The organism is Bombella sp. ESL0378, assembly GCF_009725845.1.
Classification (GTDB): Bacteria; Pseudomonadota; Alphaproteobacteria; order Acetobacterales; family Acetobacteraceae; genus Bombella; species Bombella pollinis.
In genome coordinates this window covers 1-17,056 of the sequence record NZ_WNIF01000006.1, presented here as the reverse complement: position 1 = coordinate 17,056, position 17,056 = coordinate 1, and the positions used below count along the sequence as shown (strand labels likewise).

At 48.0% G+C, this 17,056-nt stretch carries 18 protein-coding genes and 2 tRNA genes; 8 read left to right on the top strand and 12 right to left on the bottom strand.

Features of this window, described 5'->3' with window-relative positions; genetic code table 11:
* The first annotated feature begins 141 nt into the window (after window positions 1–141).
* Complete coding sequence (gene bfr / locus GM556_RS03605) at window positions 142–636, top strand: bacterioferritin (protein ID WP_155573147.1); 495 nt, start codon at window positions 142–144, stop codon at window positions 634–636.
* Between the two features lie 39 nt (window positions 637–675).
* Here the strand turns inward: bfr and GM556_RS03600 are convergent, their stop codons facing one another.
* Window positions 676–939, bottom strand: coding sequence for a bacterioferritin-associated ferredoxin (locus tag GM556_RS03600; protein ID WP_155573146.1), 264 nt, complete (start codon window positions 937–939; stop codon window positions 676–678).
* A gap of 383 nt (window positions 940–1,322) precedes the next feature.
* Between GM556_RS03600 and GM556_RS03595 the strand changes: the two genes are divergently transcribed.
* The 3 genes from GM556_RS03595 (at window position 1,323) to GM556_RS03585 (ending at window position 4,144) form a co-directional block, all read left to right on the top strand.
* Complete coding sequence (locus GM556_RS03595; protein ID WP_155579299.1) at window positions 1,323–2,612, top strand: MFS transporter; 1,290 nt, start codon at window positions 1,323–1,325, stop codon at window positions 2,610–2,612.
* A 161-nt stretch (window positions 2,613–2,773) separates the two neighbouring features.
* Window positions 2,774–3,526 carry a 2,3-diphosphoglycerate-dependent phosphoglycerate mutase gene (gene gpmA, locus GM556_RS03590; RefSeq protein WP_155573144.1) on the top strand — a complete coding sequence of 251 codons (753 nt, stop codon included), beginning with the start codon at window positions 2,774–2,776 and terminating at the stop codon, window positions 3,524–3,526.
* A gap of 126 nt (window positions 3,527–3,652) precedes the next feature.
* Window positions 3,653–4,144, top strand: a complete 492-nt coding sequence (locus GM556_RS03585) for a hypothetical protein (RefSeq protein ID WP_155573143.1) — start codon at window positions 3,653–3,655, stop codon at window positions 4,142–4,144.
* A 400-nt stretch (window positions 4,145–4,544) separates the two neighbouring features.
* Here the strand turns inward: GM556_RS03585 and GM556_RS08595 are convergent, their stop codons facing one another.
* From GM556_RS08595 to gatC, 5 genes are all read right to left on the bottom strand, one after another.
* Entirely contained in the window at window positions 4,545–4,700 is a 156-nt protein-coding gene (locus GM556_RS08595; RefSeq protein WP_196424767.1) for a VOC family protein, read from the bottom strand.
* Window positions 4,701–5,287: 587 nt separating this feature from the next.
* Window positions 5,288–5,380: transfer RNA gene (locus GM556_RS03575), tRNA-Ser, on the bottom strand.
* A gap of 92 nt (window positions 5,381–5,472) precedes the next feature.
* Window positions 5,473–6,933 (bottom strand): Asp-tRNA(Asn)/Glu-tRNA(Gln) amidotransferase subunit GatB, encoded by a 1,461-nt coding sequence (gene gatB / locus GM556_RS03570; RefSeq protein ID WP_155573098.1) that lies wholly within the window; start codon window positions 6,931–6,933, stop codon window positions 5,473–5,475.
* Window positions 6,930–8,417: an Asp-tRNA(Asn)/Glu-tRNA(Gln) amidotransferase subunit GatA gene (gene gatA / locus GM556_RS03565; protein WP_155579298.1), complete on the bottom strand. Its 1,488-nt coding sequence runs from the start codon at window positions 8,415–8,417 to the stop codon at window positions 6,930–6,932. The genes gatB and gatA overlap by 4 nt, the downstream gene beginning before the upstream one ends.
* Window positions 8,417–8,704 carry an Asp-tRNA(Asn)/Glu-tRNA(Gln) amidotransferase subunit GatC gene (gene gatC / locus GM556_RS03560; protein WP_099027382.1) on the bottom strand — a complete coding sequence of 96 codons (288 nt, stop codon included), beginning with the start codon at window positions 8,702–8,704 and terminating at the stop codon, window positions 8,417–8,419. Before gatC ends, gatA begins: the two co-directional genes overlap by 1 nt.
* A 65-nt stretch (window positions 8,705–8,769) precedes the next feature.
* Between gatC and ruvX the strand changes: the two genes are divergently transcribed.
* On the top strand, window positions 8,770–9,237 hold the full coding sequence (ruvX, locus tag GM556_RS03555) for a Holliday junction resolvase RuvX (RefSeq protein ID WP_155579297.1): 468 nt from the start codon (window positions 8,770–8,772) through the stop codon (window positions 9,235–9,237).
* 74 nt (window positions 9,238–9,311) lie between these two features.
* On the opposite strand, the gene GM556_RS03550 is transcribed toward ruvX, so the two are convergent.
* Complete coding sequence (locus tag GM556_RS03550) at window positions 9,312–10,556, bottom strand: Gfo/Idh/MocA family protein (RefSeq protein WP_155579296.1); 1,245 nt, start codon at window positions 10,554–10,556, stop codon at window positions 9,312–9,314.
* Between the two features lie 452 nt (window positions 10,557–11,008).
* Window positions 11,009–11,083 (bottom strand) — tRNA-Val (locus GM556_RS03545).
* 55 nt (window positions 11,084–11,138) lie between these two features.
* Between GM556_RS03545 and GM556_RS03540 the strand changes: the two genes are divergently transcribed.
* On the top strand, window positions 11,139–12,017 hold the full coding sequence (locus tag GM556_RS03540) for an N-formylglutamate amidohydrolase (RefSeq protein WP_266137984.1): 879 nt from the start codon (window positions 11,139–11,141) through the stop codon (window positions 12,015–12,017).
* 20 nt (window positions 12,018–12,037) lie between these two features.
* On the opposite strand, the gene GM556_RS03535 is transcribed toward GM556_RS03540, so the two are convergent.
* From GM556_RS03535 to GM556_RS03525, 3 genes are all read right to left on the bottom strand, one after another.
* On the bottom strand, window positions 12,038–12,391 hold the full coding sequence (locus GM556_RS03535) for a hypothetical protein (RefSeq protein ID WP_155573094.1): 354 nt from the start codon (window positions 12,389–12,391) through the stop codon (window positions 12,038–12,040).
* A 97-nt stretch (window positions 12,392–12,488) separates the two neighbouring features.
* The gene (locus GM556_RS03530; protein WP_155573093.1) at window positions 12,489–12,869 is read right to left on the bottom strand and encodes a VOC family protein; all 381 of its coding nucleotides are present in this window, start codon (window positions 12,867–12,869) and stop codon (window positions 12,489–12,491) included.
* A gap of 106 nt (window positions 12,870–12,975) precedes the next feature.
* Window positions 12,976–14,388: a mannose-1-phosphate guanylyltransferase/mannose-6-phosphate isomerase gene (locus GM556_RS03525; protein WP_155579295.1), complete on the bottom strand. Its 1,413-nt coding sequence runs from the start codon at window positions 14,386–14,388 to the stop codon at window positions 12,976–12,978.
* 210 nt (window positions 14,389–14,598) lie between these two features.
* On the opposite strand from GM556_RS03525, the gene GM556_RS03520 reads away from it, so the two are divergent.
* Window positions 14,599–14,985, top strand: coding sequence for a hypothetical protein (locus GM556_RS03520; protein WP_155579294.1), 387 nt, complete (start codon window positions 14,599–14,601; stop codon window positions 14,983–14,985).
* A 38-nt stretch (window positions 14,986–15,023) separates the two neighbouring features.
* Window positions 15,024–15,446 carry a hypothetical protein gene (locus tag GM556_RS03515; protein ID WP_155579293.1) on the top strand — a complete coding sequence of 141 codons (423 nt, stop codon included), beginning with the start codon at window positions 15,024–15,026 and terminating at the stop codon, window positions 15,444–15,446.
* Between the two features lie 42 nt (window positions 15,447–15,488).
* Here GM556_RS03515 and GM556_RS03510 read toward each other — a convergent pair whose 3' ends face one another.
* On the bottom strand, window positions 15,489–16,520 hold the full coding sequence (locus GM556_RS03510; protein WP_155579292.1) for a hypothetical protein: 1,032 nt from the start codon (window positions 16,518–16,520) through the stop codon (window positions 15,489–15,491).
* Window positions 16,521–17,056 lie beyond the last annotated feature (536 nt).

Sequence of the window (17,056 nt, the reverse complement as noted above, 5' to 3'; positions counted from 1 at the left end):
TCAAATAGCAATATATGATAATGATTATCACCTACGAATACATGAAATAACATTTTTTTATTGATTTTTTACAAAATAACTTTTATGTGTACTGCCGTTGGATGCGTTCCTACTTTTATAAAATCATCAAAGGAGAGGCACATGCCTGTAAAAGACCCTAAAGTTATCGAGTTCTTAAATGCTCAGCTGGCTAATGAGCTAACCGCCATTAACCAATATTTCCTTCACTCCCGGACACTGAACCACTGGGGTGTTACAAAATTAGGCAAAAAGGAATATGAAGAATCCATCGAGGAAATGCGTCACGCCGATTGGCTGATTGAACGCATCCTCTTCTTAGGTGGCTTGCCGAATCTACAACATCTCAACCCGCTGCAAATCGGTGAGAATGTTCAAGAGATTCTAGAATGTGACCTGAAGGTCGAGGCTCTCGCTCTGGAGAAAATCCGCGAAGGTATCGCTTATTGCGAGAGCGTGCGTGACTTCGTCTCCCGCGATCTTCTTTTCCGCATCCTCGCTGATGAAGAATCCCATGAGGACTTCATCGATACCCAGCTCGACCTCATCAAGCAAATTGGCATCGAGCGTTACATCACTCTCAACTCCGAGAGTGCAGACCAGAATAGCGGCTCATAATAATTACTGTTAGCTGCTAAGCTTATAAGAGAGGCCTCCCTATAGGGTGGCCTCTTTTTTTATAACCAGCTCCTCATCCCCAACAGCCTGAGCTGCCATTTGCTCCTCCAACTCCAAGGTTGTGGGGCATGGGCAATTTGTTTCGCGAGCCGCTTTGAGCAAACACGCTACGCCCTTTACGCAGTTCCCACATTTTACCCGGCATTGTCGCGCCGCATAAATCTCAGAGAGTTTCACAACTCCGGCTTGGATGGCTGTCTGCACATCCCTATCCGACAACCCATTGCATGAGCATATAATCATCTATCTTCGCCTCTGGCTGGCTAATCTTTCTTCACGCTAGTGATAATGACATTCTTTCGCAACTAAAATCTTTAAGCCATTACCCTCCCTCCAACTCTTGCAACACATCATGGGAAAAGACTCCGTAAAAGCGATGAATACCCATAATAACTTCATCATTATAAGAAATAATAAGAGATATAGGTTGCCCCTCAAACACCCATAGATAATTGAAAAAATATCCTCATCATGCTATGGAGGGGATAATCGTAAGCTTATAAGTGTTAGGCTTAAATATTGAGAGGATATTCAACACCATATCACCTCATCATCCACTAAGAATGAAGGGATAAAGCCATTTAATATGGTTTTCTTCTTTCTTTACATCATGGGAGAGATTTTTAATGGCAGACTCTGTGACCAAAAAAACAAGTTTTGTCGAGAAAATAGGCATCCCAAAAGCCCTCTTTTGGGCCTTTGTTGGGCAACTACTTTTCATGGTGGGCGATGGTGTCGAGGCAGGGTATTTAGATACTTTCATGCTTCATACGGGCCATCCACAAAGTTTTGTGAATGAGCTTTTCACATGTTACGGCATTACGGTCATGCTTGCTGCATGGTTCGCCGGCCCCCTATCGGACCTAATGGGGCCTAAAAAAGTAATGTGGATTGGCCTTATTTTATGGGCTGTTTTAGAGGTCGGCTTCCTCATCTTCGGGCTAACGCCTAATAATAGCACGTGGATTCTTACATTTTACACGTTACGCGGCTTTGCTTACCCCCTCTTTGCTTATGGCTTCTTGGTTTGGATTGCCGCAGCAACCCCAAGTACAATGTTAGGTGCGGCGGCTGGATGGTTTTGGTTTTCCTTCTCCGCTGGGCTACCAACGCTAGGCTCTCAATTCGCTCGTTTCGCAATTCCTGCGATTGGTGAAATCAATACCTTCTGGTGTTCATTAGGGCTTGTCGTTATTGGTGGGTTGTTGGCCCTCCTTTTCACGCATGAACCAACCGGTACACAACGCCTCCTCCCTGCTGATGTCTCCCCTAAAAAAGCGTTTTTAGGCTCTATCAGCATCATATGGCGAGAGCCTAAAACTCTCATCGCAGGCATTGTAAGGACAGTTGATACCTCCTCCGAATATGCTTTTCTCGCTATTATGCCGGGCTTCTTTGTGGACCATCTAGGCTTTACTCTTGGGCAATGGTTAAATCTTCTATCCCTAATTTTCTTAAGCAATATTATTGTTAACCTCATCTCTGGCATGGTGGCGGATAAAATCGGCTATCGTTTTGTTGTAGCTGTCTTTGGTGGGATTGGTGGATTCGTAACCATTCCCCTCTTTTATTACATTCCACTTTGGTATCCGGGTAATTTTGCTGCTGCCGCCGCAGTTGGGATTTTATATGGGGCTTCTATCGCAGCCTTTGTGCCTCTCTCTGGGCTTATGCCGCAAATTTGCCCCCGCGAGAAAGCCGCTGCCCTCTCTATTCTTGGCTTAGGGGCTGGGGCCTCAACATGGGTTGGTCCGGCCATTGTATCCCTCTGCGAGCTCATCTTCGGGACAGGCATGGCCTATGTTATCTGGACATTCGCGGTCATCTATCTCATCACGGCAGGCCTAACAATGACGCTGCGCATTTCGCCTGAAGCACGGCGTTACATTCAACAACAAGAAGAACAAAATAACTAACCCCATACGAGAAAGGCCACGACGACTTACCGTGGCCTTTCTCGATCGTCATAACGGCCATGCACAACAATGCGCGCAAATCCTAGTGAGGGCCTTGCAGTTCTCGCCATACTGGCGCACTCTCTCCCTGTCGTTAAACCTTATATATTAAGGAGTTTATCATGGCTGTAACCAAGCTTGTTCTGGTTCGTCACGGCGAGAGCCAGTGGAACCAAGAAAACCGCTTTACCGGTTGGTATGACGTAGATTTGTCCGAAAAAGGACGCAGCGAAGCCAAAGCAGCGGGCGAACTCCTGCGTAAGGAGGGTTATTCCTTCGACTTCGCTTATACATCCGTTCTAAAACGCGCAATCCATACATTATGGAACATTCTTGATGGTGTGGACCAAGCATGGCTCCCTGTTGAGAAAAACTGGCGTCTTAATGAGCGTCACTATGGTGCGCTCCAAGGGCTGAACAAAGCCGAGACCGCCAAGAAATATGGCGATGAGCAAGTTAAGCAATGGCGTCGCGGTTTTGCTGTTACCCCCCCTGCGCTGGAGCGGTCTGACGAGCGTTTCCCCGGCCATGACCCACGCTACGCTCATCTTAGCCCTAATGAGCTTCCCACCACAGAGAGCCTCGCCCTCACCATTGAGCGCGTTATCCCTTATTGGGAGAAGAGCATTCTACCCCGTATCAAAAAAGGTGAAAAGGTCATCATCGCAGCCCACGGGAACTCCCTGCGCGCGCTGGTGAAATATCTGGATAACATGACAGAGGATGAAATCCTCAACCTGAACATCCCCACCGGTGTGCCTTTGGTTTATGAGTTCGATGAGAACTTTAAGCCTGTGAAGCATTATTACCTCGGCGATGCAGAAGAAATCGCCGCTAAGGCTGCTGCCGTAGCTAACCAGGGTAAGGCTAAGTAAGCTTCTGGCTTTACTTTGTTAAAGAAGGGGACGGTTTTTCTGCCGTCCCTTTTTTATATTGTTAGCTGACGCATAGGCTGCTCTACAATAAATAAAATGGTGAAACTTTTTCATGAGAAAGGAATCATGATGTTTGGAGTTAGAAGAACAGAAGACGATAAAATTGCTTCAGTTAATATTTATCTAGAGGCATGGAAAAGAGTCATTGATACACAAGAACATTTTAACGATATTAGTATGCGCGTAAGAGGATTACTCGGAACTTGTTTTTCGGCTCTTTTCTTATTCGCTGCTTACCTGTTGAAAGATTCAGATATAAATAATGAAAAATATATTATAATTTCTATATTATTTTTTTATGTTATCATTGCTCTTAGCTGTCTCTTTGCAGAAAAATGGTACAGAAACTTTCTTATTAGTGCAGTAAAAGTTGGAGAAGATATTGAAGAGAAGCTAAAAACCTATGGCTACGAGGCAATACAACTTACAACACAAATTAGTTGTGATGATAAAAACAAAAAAATTAATAGCCAATGGTTCTTTAGATTATTTTATTTTTTTCAAATATTCCTCCCGATTTGTGTGATTTGTTTGTTATTTTTCAAGAAAAAAGTATAATATATATATAAAACTCATGATAGCCAAACAAATCACAATATAACTTTTCAAGCGCTAGCAATGGAAAGATGACCATCATAATATCCGTGCTAGAGCTATTTAACGATTGCCACACATCTTAGAAATATACTAGCAAAAAAAACCGACTCTTTAGTAGGAGAATAATTCGATCAGATTCCCATCGGGATCACGACAATAAACGGAGGAAATTTTCCCACAAGCTCCCTCTTTTATTACAGGTCCACATTCAATCTTTACGTTATGATGTGTCAGATGCTTTACAACATCATCTGCGGACAGACTGACGAGGAAACACAAATCTGCTGTTCCCTCAAGGGGATGTCTCGCTGTAAACCAGTCTTCTTGCGATATATCCTTCTGTCTAAGATTTATTTTCTGATTACCAAAGAAAAGTATATTTTTCGCACGCCACTTTTTTTGAAACAATCTTCTTCCCACACATTTCAAGAATATTTGAATACCAATCAAACGATACATCAATATCATTAACATTCAGAACAAGATGATCAATCGCTTCAACAAATAAAGTAGGCATGGTTTATCTCCATGTTCATGCTGCGACTGCGTGATAACAGGAAGCGGACGAAAAGCTTTCGCTAACCCCGAAATAGCTAGACATCCAATTCTATACCATTTTGCCAATAATATAACAAACTGCGACCAAGAAATAGACTTTTCTAGCCTGCGCCAGAGAAACATCTAAATATGGCTTAATTAATAATGTATTCTCTTTTCTACTTACCTTGTACCTGAGTATCTATAGTTTCAATCCATTAAGCAGTACTCTGATAACTAATCCCTCTTTACTATGAAGCTTCTCTTAGGGTTGAAACGTTTTATAACAATATCGGTAAGCATTTTCCCTCTATAGCCGAGCTATTACCCACACAACTACCCATATTTTCCTATCATTAACTATCACTTCATGTCACAATCTGTCACATTCTGACGTTTATTTTTGGCTGTTTTCTAAGAAGCGAGATAACAGAGCGCGCGCGAATCTGCCCGCAGAGAAACAGATTAATTGTGAGAGAGCGCAGAAAATTGGGGGCCTCGCTGGGGGCCTCAAAAAGGGGAGATAATCTATTTTTGAGGTGTTCTTTGCTATTTTCTGGTAATCCGTGGCGGAGGGGATGGGATTCGAACCCACGATACGGGAGTTACCCGTATAACGGTTTAGCAAACCGCCGCCTTCAGCCTCTCGGCCACCCCTCCGCTATAAACGGTTTTTACACGGCGTTTGCAGAACTGTTTGTAGGGGGAAACGCGCGTGACGTAAAGCCCCCTACACCATTCTTTTTACGATTTTATGAGGCTAAAAGTTTCTTCAGCAGCTCATTAACCATGGCCGGGTTGGCTTTACCTTTCATGGCCTTCATCGTTTGCCCAACAAAGAAGCCAAAGAGCTTATCTTTACCGCTCTTATATTCAGCAACTTTATCCGCATTAGCTGCTAAAATCTCGCTAATTGCCGCTTCAATCGCGCCTGTATCCGTCACTTGGCGGAGGCCCTTACGGTCCACAATGGCGGAAGGTTTATCACCTGTCTCCACCATATCTTCGAGAACCTCTTTTGCGATTTTCCCGTTAATGGTGGAATCACTTATCAAGGCAAGAAGCTCACGCAATGATTCAGCAGAGACCGGGCTATTCTCAATCGTCCGGCCTGTTCGATTCAATGCTGCGAAGAAATCACCCAAAATCCAGTTTGTCGCCAAGCGTGCATCTGCCCCGCGTGCCACTGTCTCGTAAAAATCTGCTACAGATTGTTCAGCCGTCAGAACGCCCGATTCATAGCGAGAGACGCCGTATTCTTTCTCCAGCCGTGCGCGCTTATCCTCTGGCAATTCTGGCAGAGCCGCCTTCAGCTCATCCACCCAAGATTGCTCTAGCACCAAAGGCAGGAGGTCCGGCTCTGGGAAGTAGCGGTAATCATGCGCATCTTCCTTGGTCCGCAGAGAGCGCGTCTCGCCCTTTACATGGTCAAAAAGGCGGGTCTCTTGGTCAATTTCCCCACCAGATTCCCACACATCAACCTGACGCTGCGCTTCAACTTCAATCGCCTGCATGACAAAGCGTACGGAGTTCACATTCTTAATCTCGCAGCGCGTGCGATAGCCCTCTTCCCCTTCACGCCGGACAGAGACATTGACATCCGCGCGCATGGAGCCTTCCTCCATATTGCCATCGCATGTCCCCAAATAACGCAGAATCTGCCGTAATTTGCGGATATACGCACCGGCTTCTTCTGGGGAGCGAATATCGGGCTCACTCACAATCTCCATCAACGCCACACCAGCACGGTTGAGGTCGATGAAAGACCGTGTCGGGTCTTGGTCGTGAATGGACTTCCCGGCATCTTGCTCCATATGCATCCGGGTCACGCCGATATGCCGGGTTTCACCATCGGCTAGCTCGATCTCGACAGTGCCCTTCCCCACGATTGGATGCTCAAACTGGCTAATTTGATAGCCTGTCGGCAAATCCGCATAGAAGTAATTCTTCCGGTCAAAGCGACTGAAAAGATTAATCTGCGCTCGCAAGCCGAGCCCTGTCCGTACCGCTTGGGCTACGCACTCACGGTTCAAGACAGGCAGCATACCAGGAAAGCCCGCATCAATTAGGCTAACATGGCTGTTAGGCTCCCCGCCATAAGAGGCAGAAGCCCCAGAAAATAACTTCGCTTGGCTTACAATCTGGGCGTGGACCTCCAACCCGATGACCACTTCCCATGCGCCAGTTTCACCAGTGATTCGATACGCACTCATGCTGATACCCCTGCATGGATAGTAGGACGATGGGTAAAGGATGCTGCTTTCTCCAAAACGGAGCCCGCAGCTAAGAGTGTTTCTTCATCAAAGAAGCGACCAATTAACTGCAAGCCAAGTGGCACGCCGTGGCTATCCAACCCTACAGGTACGGACAAAGCAGGCACACCGGCCATGCTAGCAGGCACGGTAAAGACGTCATTAAGGTACATCTGCACGGGGTCAGTTGGTTTTTCATCCCATGCAAAAGCCCCAGAAGGTGCCGTTGGGGCGAGGATGACATCTACCTTTTCGTAAGCCTGCAAGAAGTCCCGCTGTAACAAGGTACGAACCTTTTGCGCGCGCAGATAATACGCATCATAATAGCCGGAGGACAGCACATAAGTGCCCAGCAGGATACGGCGTTTTACTTCCTCACCAAAGCCCGCTGCACGCGTTGCTTCATAAAGAGCATCCAGTGATGCCCCCGTTACGCGCTCACCAAAACGCACACCATCATACCGCGCAAGGTTGGAGGATGCCTCCGCCAAAGCTGCAATATAATAAGCTGGGAGGCCATATTGTGTATGTGGCAGAGACATATCGACAATCTCGGCCCCTGCCTCTTTAAGCCAGACAATCCCTTGGTCCCAAACAGCGGCAATCTCAGCAGGGAGGCCATCAATCCGATATTCTTTCGGAATCCCCACCTTTAGGCCCTTCACGCCTCGCCCCAAGGCCGCCTCATAATGTGGGACGGGTTTATCCACACTTGTAGAATCTTTTGGGTCGAACCCTGCCATAGATTCCAACAAAATAGCGCAATCTTGTAGGTTACGCGCCATCGGGCCTGCTTGGTCTAAAGAGCTTGCAAAGGCGATGGTCCCAAAGCGGGAGCAACGGCCATAAGTCGGCTTAATCCCTGCAATACCGCAAAAAGCCGCAGGCTGGCGGATGGAACCGCCCGTATCCGTCCCAGTAGCCCCAAGAACCAACCCCGCCGCCACTGCTGCGGCAGAACCACCAGAGGACCCACCGGGCACTAACTTCGCTGTGGAGCCACGCCGTTGCCATGGATTCACCACCCCGCCAAAAGCGGATGTTAGGTTGGTGGAACCCATAGCGAACTCATCAAGATTCAGCTTACCAAGAGAGATAGCTCCATCTTGCTTGAGGTTAGCTGTCACCGTGCTCTCATAAGGGGGGACGAAATTATCAAGGATTTTACTCGCAGCCGTTGTGCGGACATCCTTGGTGGCAAAAAGGTCTTTCAGGCCGATTGGCAGGCCACATAAAGGCCCCCCTTCCCCTTTTGCTAAAGCAGCATCTGCCTCCTTCGCGGCAATGCGCGCTTGCTCTGGCGTACGGGTGATGAAGCTATTCAGCCCATCATCAAGGCGTTCAATAGCCTCAATATGAGCATCGACCAATTCCACAGCGGAAATCTTGCGGGCGCGCAAAGCATCCCGTGCGGATGCTAATGTGTAATCAAACAGGCTGCTCATTATTCCACCACCTTCGGCACGGTATAAAAGGGACCTTCACGCTCCGGTGCGTTGGAGAGGACGGCTTCTGGGCAATTTCCATCCGTTACTTTGTCATCACGCAAGCGTGGCTGAGCCAAACCCGTGCCGACCATCGGGGGGACATCTGTAATATCAACCTCATTGAGATGATCGACCCAACCGATAATTCCCTGCATTTCTTTCTGATGAGCTTGTAGCTCCTCCTCAGAAAGACCAATTCTTGCCAGTCTGGCCATTTTTGCCACTGTTTTCACGTCAAGCGACATGTATAGTCCCGTCCACCAATATCGTTACGTTAGCCTCAAGCTATGAGAGAGCATACCCTCTTGCCATGACACTATTCAATCCACACGCGCTACGCAATCAGCTTCAACCTTCACAATCTGTTCTGGGGATAGACCCTGGCAGTAAGCAGATAGGCCTTGCTCTGTCTGACATATCGCTCATGCTGGCCTCGCCGCTTACCATTGTGATGCGAAAAAAACTTAAACAGATGCTGCCAATCTTTCAGGAATTATGCACCCAGCACGCAATAGGGGGAATCGTTGTCGGCCTTCCCCTCTCCCTTGATGGCAGCTTCGGCCCTGCTGCTCGTGCTGCTCATGATTGGGCAAAAGATTTGAGCGAGCGTCTTAATATACCTACTTGCTTATGGGATGAGCGGCTCTCCTCCAGTGCTGTAAATCGCTTTTTGATTCAAGAAGCCGATATGAGCCGTAAAAAACGCGGAGACGTGGTCGATAAAATGGCCGCAGCCTACATGTTGCAAGGCTGGTTGGATGCCACGATAGCCTCTTAATATATCTTACCCACAAAAAAGAGGGCCACATGCTCCATGCGGCCCCCTCCTCATCAGAGCGTCTTAAAGGACGATCAGATGGTCTTACGCCAGTCACCCCAATCAGTGGAGACAGGGCGACTACCAGAGTTAGCAGACTGATACATAGCTTGAATCAAGCGCACATCCTGCATGCCTTCTTCACCCGTTGCAGCGAGCGGTGTGTTATTAGCTACGCTGATGGCTAGATGGTCTAGCTGAGCGGAGAACTGGTTCAATGCTGGGATGGTGAACATCGGTGTGGACCATGTTTGTGTATCCCCACTTGTGCAGTGGCTTACGCTGTTACACCAATAGCTTGTTGCAGGATCCATCCGCAGGGAGGCTTCCGTCCCTTGCAGGTTAAAGCGGGACATCGCATTGACGTTAAAGGAGGCACTACCATGTGCCACCGCGCCAGAGCGATACCGCATGATCCAAACGATTGTCTCGTCAATCTCACGGAACATCGGGTCAGATGGCGGCATGATTGTGGCCTGAACCTCAATCGGATCCTCATCCAGCATGTAACGAGAACCGTTCACCCCGTAAATACCGAGGTCCATCAGCGCACCACCGCCAGATAGCGCGCGTGTTAGACGCCACTGGTAGGTAGGATCGGTCGGGTCGGTATTATCGCCGTTATCTGTGCTGATAATCTGTGGCTTACCGATGCTGGTGCGTGCCAGCTCAATAGCTTTATGTGTAACGGGGTCGAAGTGGCAACGATAGCCAATCATCAGCTTCTTGCCAGCTTTCTTACCAGCGTTAATCATACGCTGACATTCTTCCACCGTGACAGCCATTGGCTTTTCACACAGCACATGCTTGCCTGCGCGGAAAGAACGCTCCGTAAAATCAGCATGCAGGGAGTTCGGCAGAATGATGTACACGGCATCAACTTCCGGGTCCTGCGCGATTTTATCGAACGTGTCGTATGTATAGAGGTGAGATTCCTCAATACCATAATGCTTGCCAAGACGGCGTGCCTTCTCGATGTCACCGCTGACAAGAGCTGTAACCTTCGCATATTCACACTCTGCAAAAGCAGGCAGAATCTGGTTCACAGCATATTTGCCAAGGCCAACAATGGCGTAACCAAACTTACGCGGGCCGTCATTCAGCGGGCGAAGAAGATTCGGATAAGGACGTTTCCCCAAACCAGCCGGCGGAGCTGGGAAACCAAGAGACTGCGCCACAGCGGAGCTTGCCCCCCCTGCTACGATGGAAGCCCCAAGGGCGCCCAAAACATGCCGACGGCCTGTATTGACCGATTTTTTGGATGATGAATGAGCATTCATTTAAGTACATCCTCTCCACTTAACAACGGCTCCGCACAATTACGAAACCTAACGACAAGCAGGCTAGCTTCACTATTACCTGCCTTCTGCCGAGGAAGTTAAAGCTGCTCAGAAGGGCTTGGCAATCACCCCTTGTTACGGAATATCTCCGTTTACGATATAGAAATATAAGAAAAATCTATTACACTCATAAAGTTATTATTTTACAGAACGTTATAACCAGCCTCACAAAGGTTTTATTTTTCACTCCATTAGCAAGTTATAGATGAATTGCATTTTAATCATGGCACACCCCTCACAACCCCACGCCGCATCTTTAAAAACATAACAGCTTCTGGGTAAGGATAATCACCCCACCACGAGAATAGGTCATTATGGCACAGCAGAGGTCCCACAAAGGACCAGTCCCAACTAAAAACATCAATTTTTCAAGGAGATAATCACCAGAGGGGTGGTGGGCGCAACAGGGATTGAACCTGTGACCCCTACCATGTCAAGGTAGTGCTCTACCGCTGAGCTATGCGCCCCGCCTGGTGTAAGAGGGTATTTACCTTGCCCTATAAGATGTGGCAAGCCTTTATCGTGAAAAAAATTCAAAAAACTCCCTGTGCGCTTCCACTCCGCTCCTCCCACGCTGTTGGGGTACAGCTGCCACCCTGCAAAAGCCGGACGCCCTTCTTATTATCATCCCCTCATTCTGGGCAAAATTATCCGCCTGAGTTCCTAAAAACGACTATTCTCTCCTTAAATGAACTAGAGCGCATGGAGGATCGTTTCATTCATGAGCTTTTACAGGATCTTCCCGCCCATGGCCTCAGCCTCATTCAGGCTCTCTTTCCACGAAGTTTTTGCGATGTAAACCGAGATTGGCGGGAGCTTGATGCCAGCATGTTCTCCCCTCCACTTGTTGAGCAAGACCTCATCTATAGTGCAAAAGTGCGTGCAGGTTATGGCGTCATACCGCGTTGCCTTGCGCCGGGGAAAAGTATTTACCGTTATTGCTTACCCGTCGAGGAAGCCAGAGCACGCCTTACCCATTATTGGCAGCCTTATCATCATGCCCTCCATACAACGCTGAACTCGCTCACCGAGCAATTTGGTACGGCTATTTTATTGGATATTCACTCCATGCCGCCACTTGCTCAAACACGGCCGTGCGACATTGTACTCGGCAATAAACACGGTACAACATGCTCTCATGAACTCATCAGCATGGCCGAAGATTTATTCACCGCTAAAGGGTACCACGTCCAACGCAATGTACCCTATCCGGGCGGTTATATAACAAGCCGGTATGGCGTAATAGAGGAAAATAAACAAAGCCTACAGATTGAAATCAACCGCGCTTGTTATGTAAACTTAGGAACACTAAAGCCTAATCGTCACTTTGAGACTATGCAAAAGGACTTAACAGAGATTCTATCAACAATGGCACACTCTTTCCCCACCACTAAAGGATAAGGAAAGAGCAGCAACGCATCTTACTTCTCTAACAGGAAAGCAACACCTGCAAGTTTGTTTGTTTTCGCAACCTGCGCCACAACGACCCCTGCTTTATTACGCACAGTCCCGTTATCATCGACAGAACCAACAGCACTGCCCTGATTGTTATAAACAACGCCGCCGCGATCAATCTCGCCAATAATCTTGCCCGTCTTATTATCCAACACTGCCCCTGCTGGGCTTACAGAGCCAGAAAACTGCGTTGTGATTTGCTTCACGCCGGTCGCAGGTGCCTCAGACTGAGCGGCTGCTACACCTAAAGATGTTGCACAAAGCCCCAGCACCATACCCAATAATAAGCATGTCCGCTTTAGCATAGACGATACCGACATTTTTAACCTCTTTCTCTATCAAACAATTCCACAAGCTTATCACATTGAGGGACAGGGGCCATCCATATTATAGCCCCACTCCAACCCTTGCAGACTGTTACAGGTCGTACCGTCCGCAAAGCTTATTGCCATCTGGATCCCGCAGATAAGCAAAAAAATACTCCGCATCGCCGACTTTACGTATCCCCGGCGGGTTCTCTATATCCAAGCCGCCATGCTCAATGCCCGCTTTGTGCCATGCTTTCACCTCATCTTCGCTTCCAAGAGCAAATCCCAACGTGAAACCATTCGCCACCGAGGCAGGATTACCATCTATTGGCTTACCAATCATGAACATCTGACCGTCTTTTTCGTAAAGCAACTTACCGGGCATTGCCTCCCCTAAGGCTTTCCCACCCATAACGGAGAATAACGCATCATAAAACTTCTTAGCGCGGGTAAGGTCGTTCGTACCCAACACAACATGTGTATATAACATAGCAAGCTCTCCTCGCCTGAAGATATTCATCTTGCTAGGATATGGGCACGCATACATTACTTTCAATAAGATGCGTGCCCTTTAAAATCTAACTTTTCCGTAAGGGCTAGCGTTTATAAACATCCTCTAGCCGCACAATATCATCTTCCCCCAAATACGGGCCAGATTGCACCTCTATCAAAGTAATTGGGATACGGCCGGGATTCTCCAACCGATGAACAGCCCCTAATGGCAAATAAACGCTCTCATTTTCTTTAACCGTAAGGACTTCATCATCACGCGTTACAAGGGCCGTACCAGCGACAACGACCCAATGCTCTGCACGATGAAAATGCTTCTGTAGCGATAACTTCTCCCCCGGGCTTACGTGAATACGCTTCACTTGGAAACGATCACCCTGAATCAAGCTCTCATAGAAGCCCCAAGGCCGATACATCCTTACATGCTTCTCAGCCTCCGCGCGCCCTTCTTCCCGAAGGCGCGAAACCATATGCTTAATATCTTGCGCACGGTCACGATGCGATACCATAACAGCATCTTTGGTTACGATAATGATAAGGTCATCCACGCCTGTTACGGTCGCAACGACACTATCAGAATGTACATAGCAATTCTTGGCTCTGTCTAAAAAAACATTGCCTCGCGTTGCATTACCGTCACTATCTTTGGGTGTTAACTCCCAAACGGCATCCCAGCTCCCAACATCCATCCAGCCGAAACGAGCAGGCACTACAGCAGCGCGCTGCGTCTTCTCTGCCACAGCATAATCCACCGAGATGGACGGAGCTTGTGCGAAACTTTCTGCCTCTAACTGAAGGAACCCTAAATCTGTCTGAACATTCTCAACCGAACGCTCAACCGCATTGTAAATCTCTGGAGCAAGAGCTTTTAACTCAGACAAAAACACCTTGGCTCGTGCCATAAACATGCCGGAGTTCCAAAGATATTTCCCCGCTGCTAAGAGACGTTTTGCCTCCTCCTCATTTGGCTTTTCGAGGAAGCGCGTAATATGGAACGCATTTTTCGTACCGTCTAACGCCTTGCCTTGCTCAATATACCCATAGCCTGTCTCAGCTTTTGTGGGTGTCATGCCAAATGTCGCGATATAACCTTTCTCGGCAGCTTCTCGCGCTTGAGAGACCGCCTCTCGCAGAGCGGGAATATCTGTAATCGCGGCATCGGCTGGCATAAACCATAAAATAGCCTCATCATCGGTTTTGGCTTGCCAAAACGCCGCTGCGGCCATCGCCGCAGTAGAATTACGCGCGACTGGCTCCAACACAATCCGCGCATCCTCTATCCCAACCTGCCGCAGCTGCTCAGCCATGACAAAACGATGATCACAATTACCCACAATAATAGGAGCTGCCTGCAATCCTAGCAACTTCGTCCGCTGCACAGTCTCTTGAAATGGCGTCTCCTGCCCCAAAAGCGTACAAAACTGTTTGGGATAACTCTTACGCGAGACCGGCCATAACCGCGTACCAGAACCCCCAGATAATACTACAGGAACAATCATGTTACGTTCCTTCACCAATAGGACGAATGCTACTCCACATACATGGCTGTCCCCTTCTACTATTCCTCTCTAAAAGTCAACTCCTAACGGGCAAAACAGACCACTAAACCATAAAATTAAAATTACTTTTTTATCCATATTTTCTTACTTTACTGTACAAATAATTCTATTATTCCTTTAATAAAAATATGAAATACAGGATCGTATATCATGAAGAAATGGCTAGGCTGCACTAGCTTACTCTTGTTTTTTTCATACTTCAATAATATAGCATCCGCACAAGAACAGAAGAATGAGGGTGCACTATGTGCTAGGCTAAATCAAGCTAATATTCTCTCTACTGCCGCCTGTTCCGACCCAGCACTTAGGGTTACTGCCTTCCATTACGCACAAACATACTATGCCCTTAAAGGGCAAAATACACCGGTCGAGAATCAGCTTTTAGAGAAGCAACTAACCGAGAATAATGCTGCTCTACAACATGAATGTGCCCTACCACCGACCGACCCGACAACGACCCCACCCACTGAAGTAGAAAAAACCTGCTTTACTAAAACACGGCAAGAGCAAATTGCCGTATTATCACGTATAGTTTAGGCGGCGGAGGCGACATTATCGGCCTTTGTATGGGTGGTATGAGTTGCGGCAATAGCGGCGAGCCCAGCATGGGCTTTGTCATTTGGGGCAGCTCCTACACTGGCACCCCTCCAAATGGGCAAGAAAAATCAATACCCATCATCTCTGCCCAAAACGGTATGGTTGGCTACCCCAAATATAACGAGGCCGGAACAACCATCACAACACTCCTCCGCCCAGACATCGCCTTCTGGCAACCCATCATCCTAAATAGTGAATATGCTCCCAAAAACTGGCTTCCTCCCCAGGACCAACCAGACAGCCTCACCAACCAAAGTCACCAGCTTATCAGCAAAGCCCCTTGGGATGGCCTATGGCTACCCATCGCCATCCAACATGAAGTCTCAACAGAAATGCAAGAAGGCAAATGGCACACAACCATAGAGTGCATCCGCACCAATCTCGGCCAAAAACCATCCTAGAATTAGAGCAATCTAACCCACCGATAGATAGAACTGACCGACTTACCATAGCCCCTCCCGCGGGTCATGATTCACATTATCCACATCACAAACCCCATCACCAACGATACTCCCTATACTATAATAACCTTCATTTATCGCATCTACATGATGGGTAATATCTCCCCATTCATACCCCATATTATCCAACAACCCTCCTACAATAACCGCACAACGGCGATAACGTCCCTTCTGCGCCAACACCAAATCCGCTGCATTCTCTGCCCATACACGCCTAACGCCAACCTTCACAAGCTTCTTAATCGTCCCTTTCCGGTCCTCCCGAAAAGCCTTCTGCAACCGCTCAATCGATGGCGCATAAGGGTCAACCGCATTCGGGTCCCTATACATCCAGTTAATATCACAAGCCGTTTCCGCCGTATCAGGATTCCGCATATTCATTGCCCTAGCATCCTCTCGGCTTATTGGCATACCGGGTATCCGACGATACATATCAACTGCGACAACCGCGCACCCCGCATACATCCCTCGCTGAGAAGTGACAAGCACAGCCGCACTCTCCGCAACATTCTTCTCCACACCAGCCTGCACCATCTCATCAATCGTCCCCTGCCGGTCTTGTTGAAAACGCCGCGCCATAATCTGAACAGGATCATTCCCCGGGTTATAAGCGGGCTTCGCAGGCGTCTTATCCAAAAAAGCCTTACTACAAATATGCACCTGCTCAATATCGTAAACAAATCGCCATGACCCAGAATTCGCTAAGCGAATACGCTCCTGCCTATCCTTATCCGGCGGCCCATCATCAGGAAACTCAGGATGCAACGCATCATACCCGCTCAACAGCAAACTCACATGCTGCGCGCACATAGACTCAGGCTTATACTTCGCCCCCCACAAAGCCTGCCGCGCTAACGACGCACTCAAGCCCATCCGCTGCAACGCATATTGCTGCTGCGCCGCAACCATCTTCAACCCCTCCTCTATAGGCGGTATCCCATCAGCACAAACACCCAAAGCCGGCACAAAAACAAACGCCACAAAACCCAAAATCCCCGCAACAATGCCCCGCATCACACCCCCCAATAATCACAAAGTCAAAACCGCCCTATCAACAAATAAACCAAATTGTCACCTTAACATTCCTCAACCACCTTCTCCCCGGGCGCACCACCATCATGCTCTCTGTGAGCGATGATAACAACGCCCCCTCACCAACCATTACCGCTCTGGGACTGTACGAGACCAAATAGAAGGAGTCGTAAACGCAACACACATCAACTATAATTTCCAGCCCTACACCCCCATTACGCAAGACGAGACTAACAACCTCCCCAACAGCTACAAGCAGCAAATCTCCCAAACAACAGCCCATCTAGGGGTAGTTGAAATCTGGGGCGGCTCCTACACTGGCACCCCTCCAAATGGGCAAGAAAAATCAATACCCATCATCTCTGCCCAAAATGGTATGGTTGGCTACCCTAAATATAACGAGGCCGGAACAACCATCACAACACTCCTCCGCCCAGACATCGCCTTCTGGCAACCTCTTATATTAGAGAGCAAATACGCCCCTCAAAATTGGCTTCCTTCCCCGAACCAACCGAACA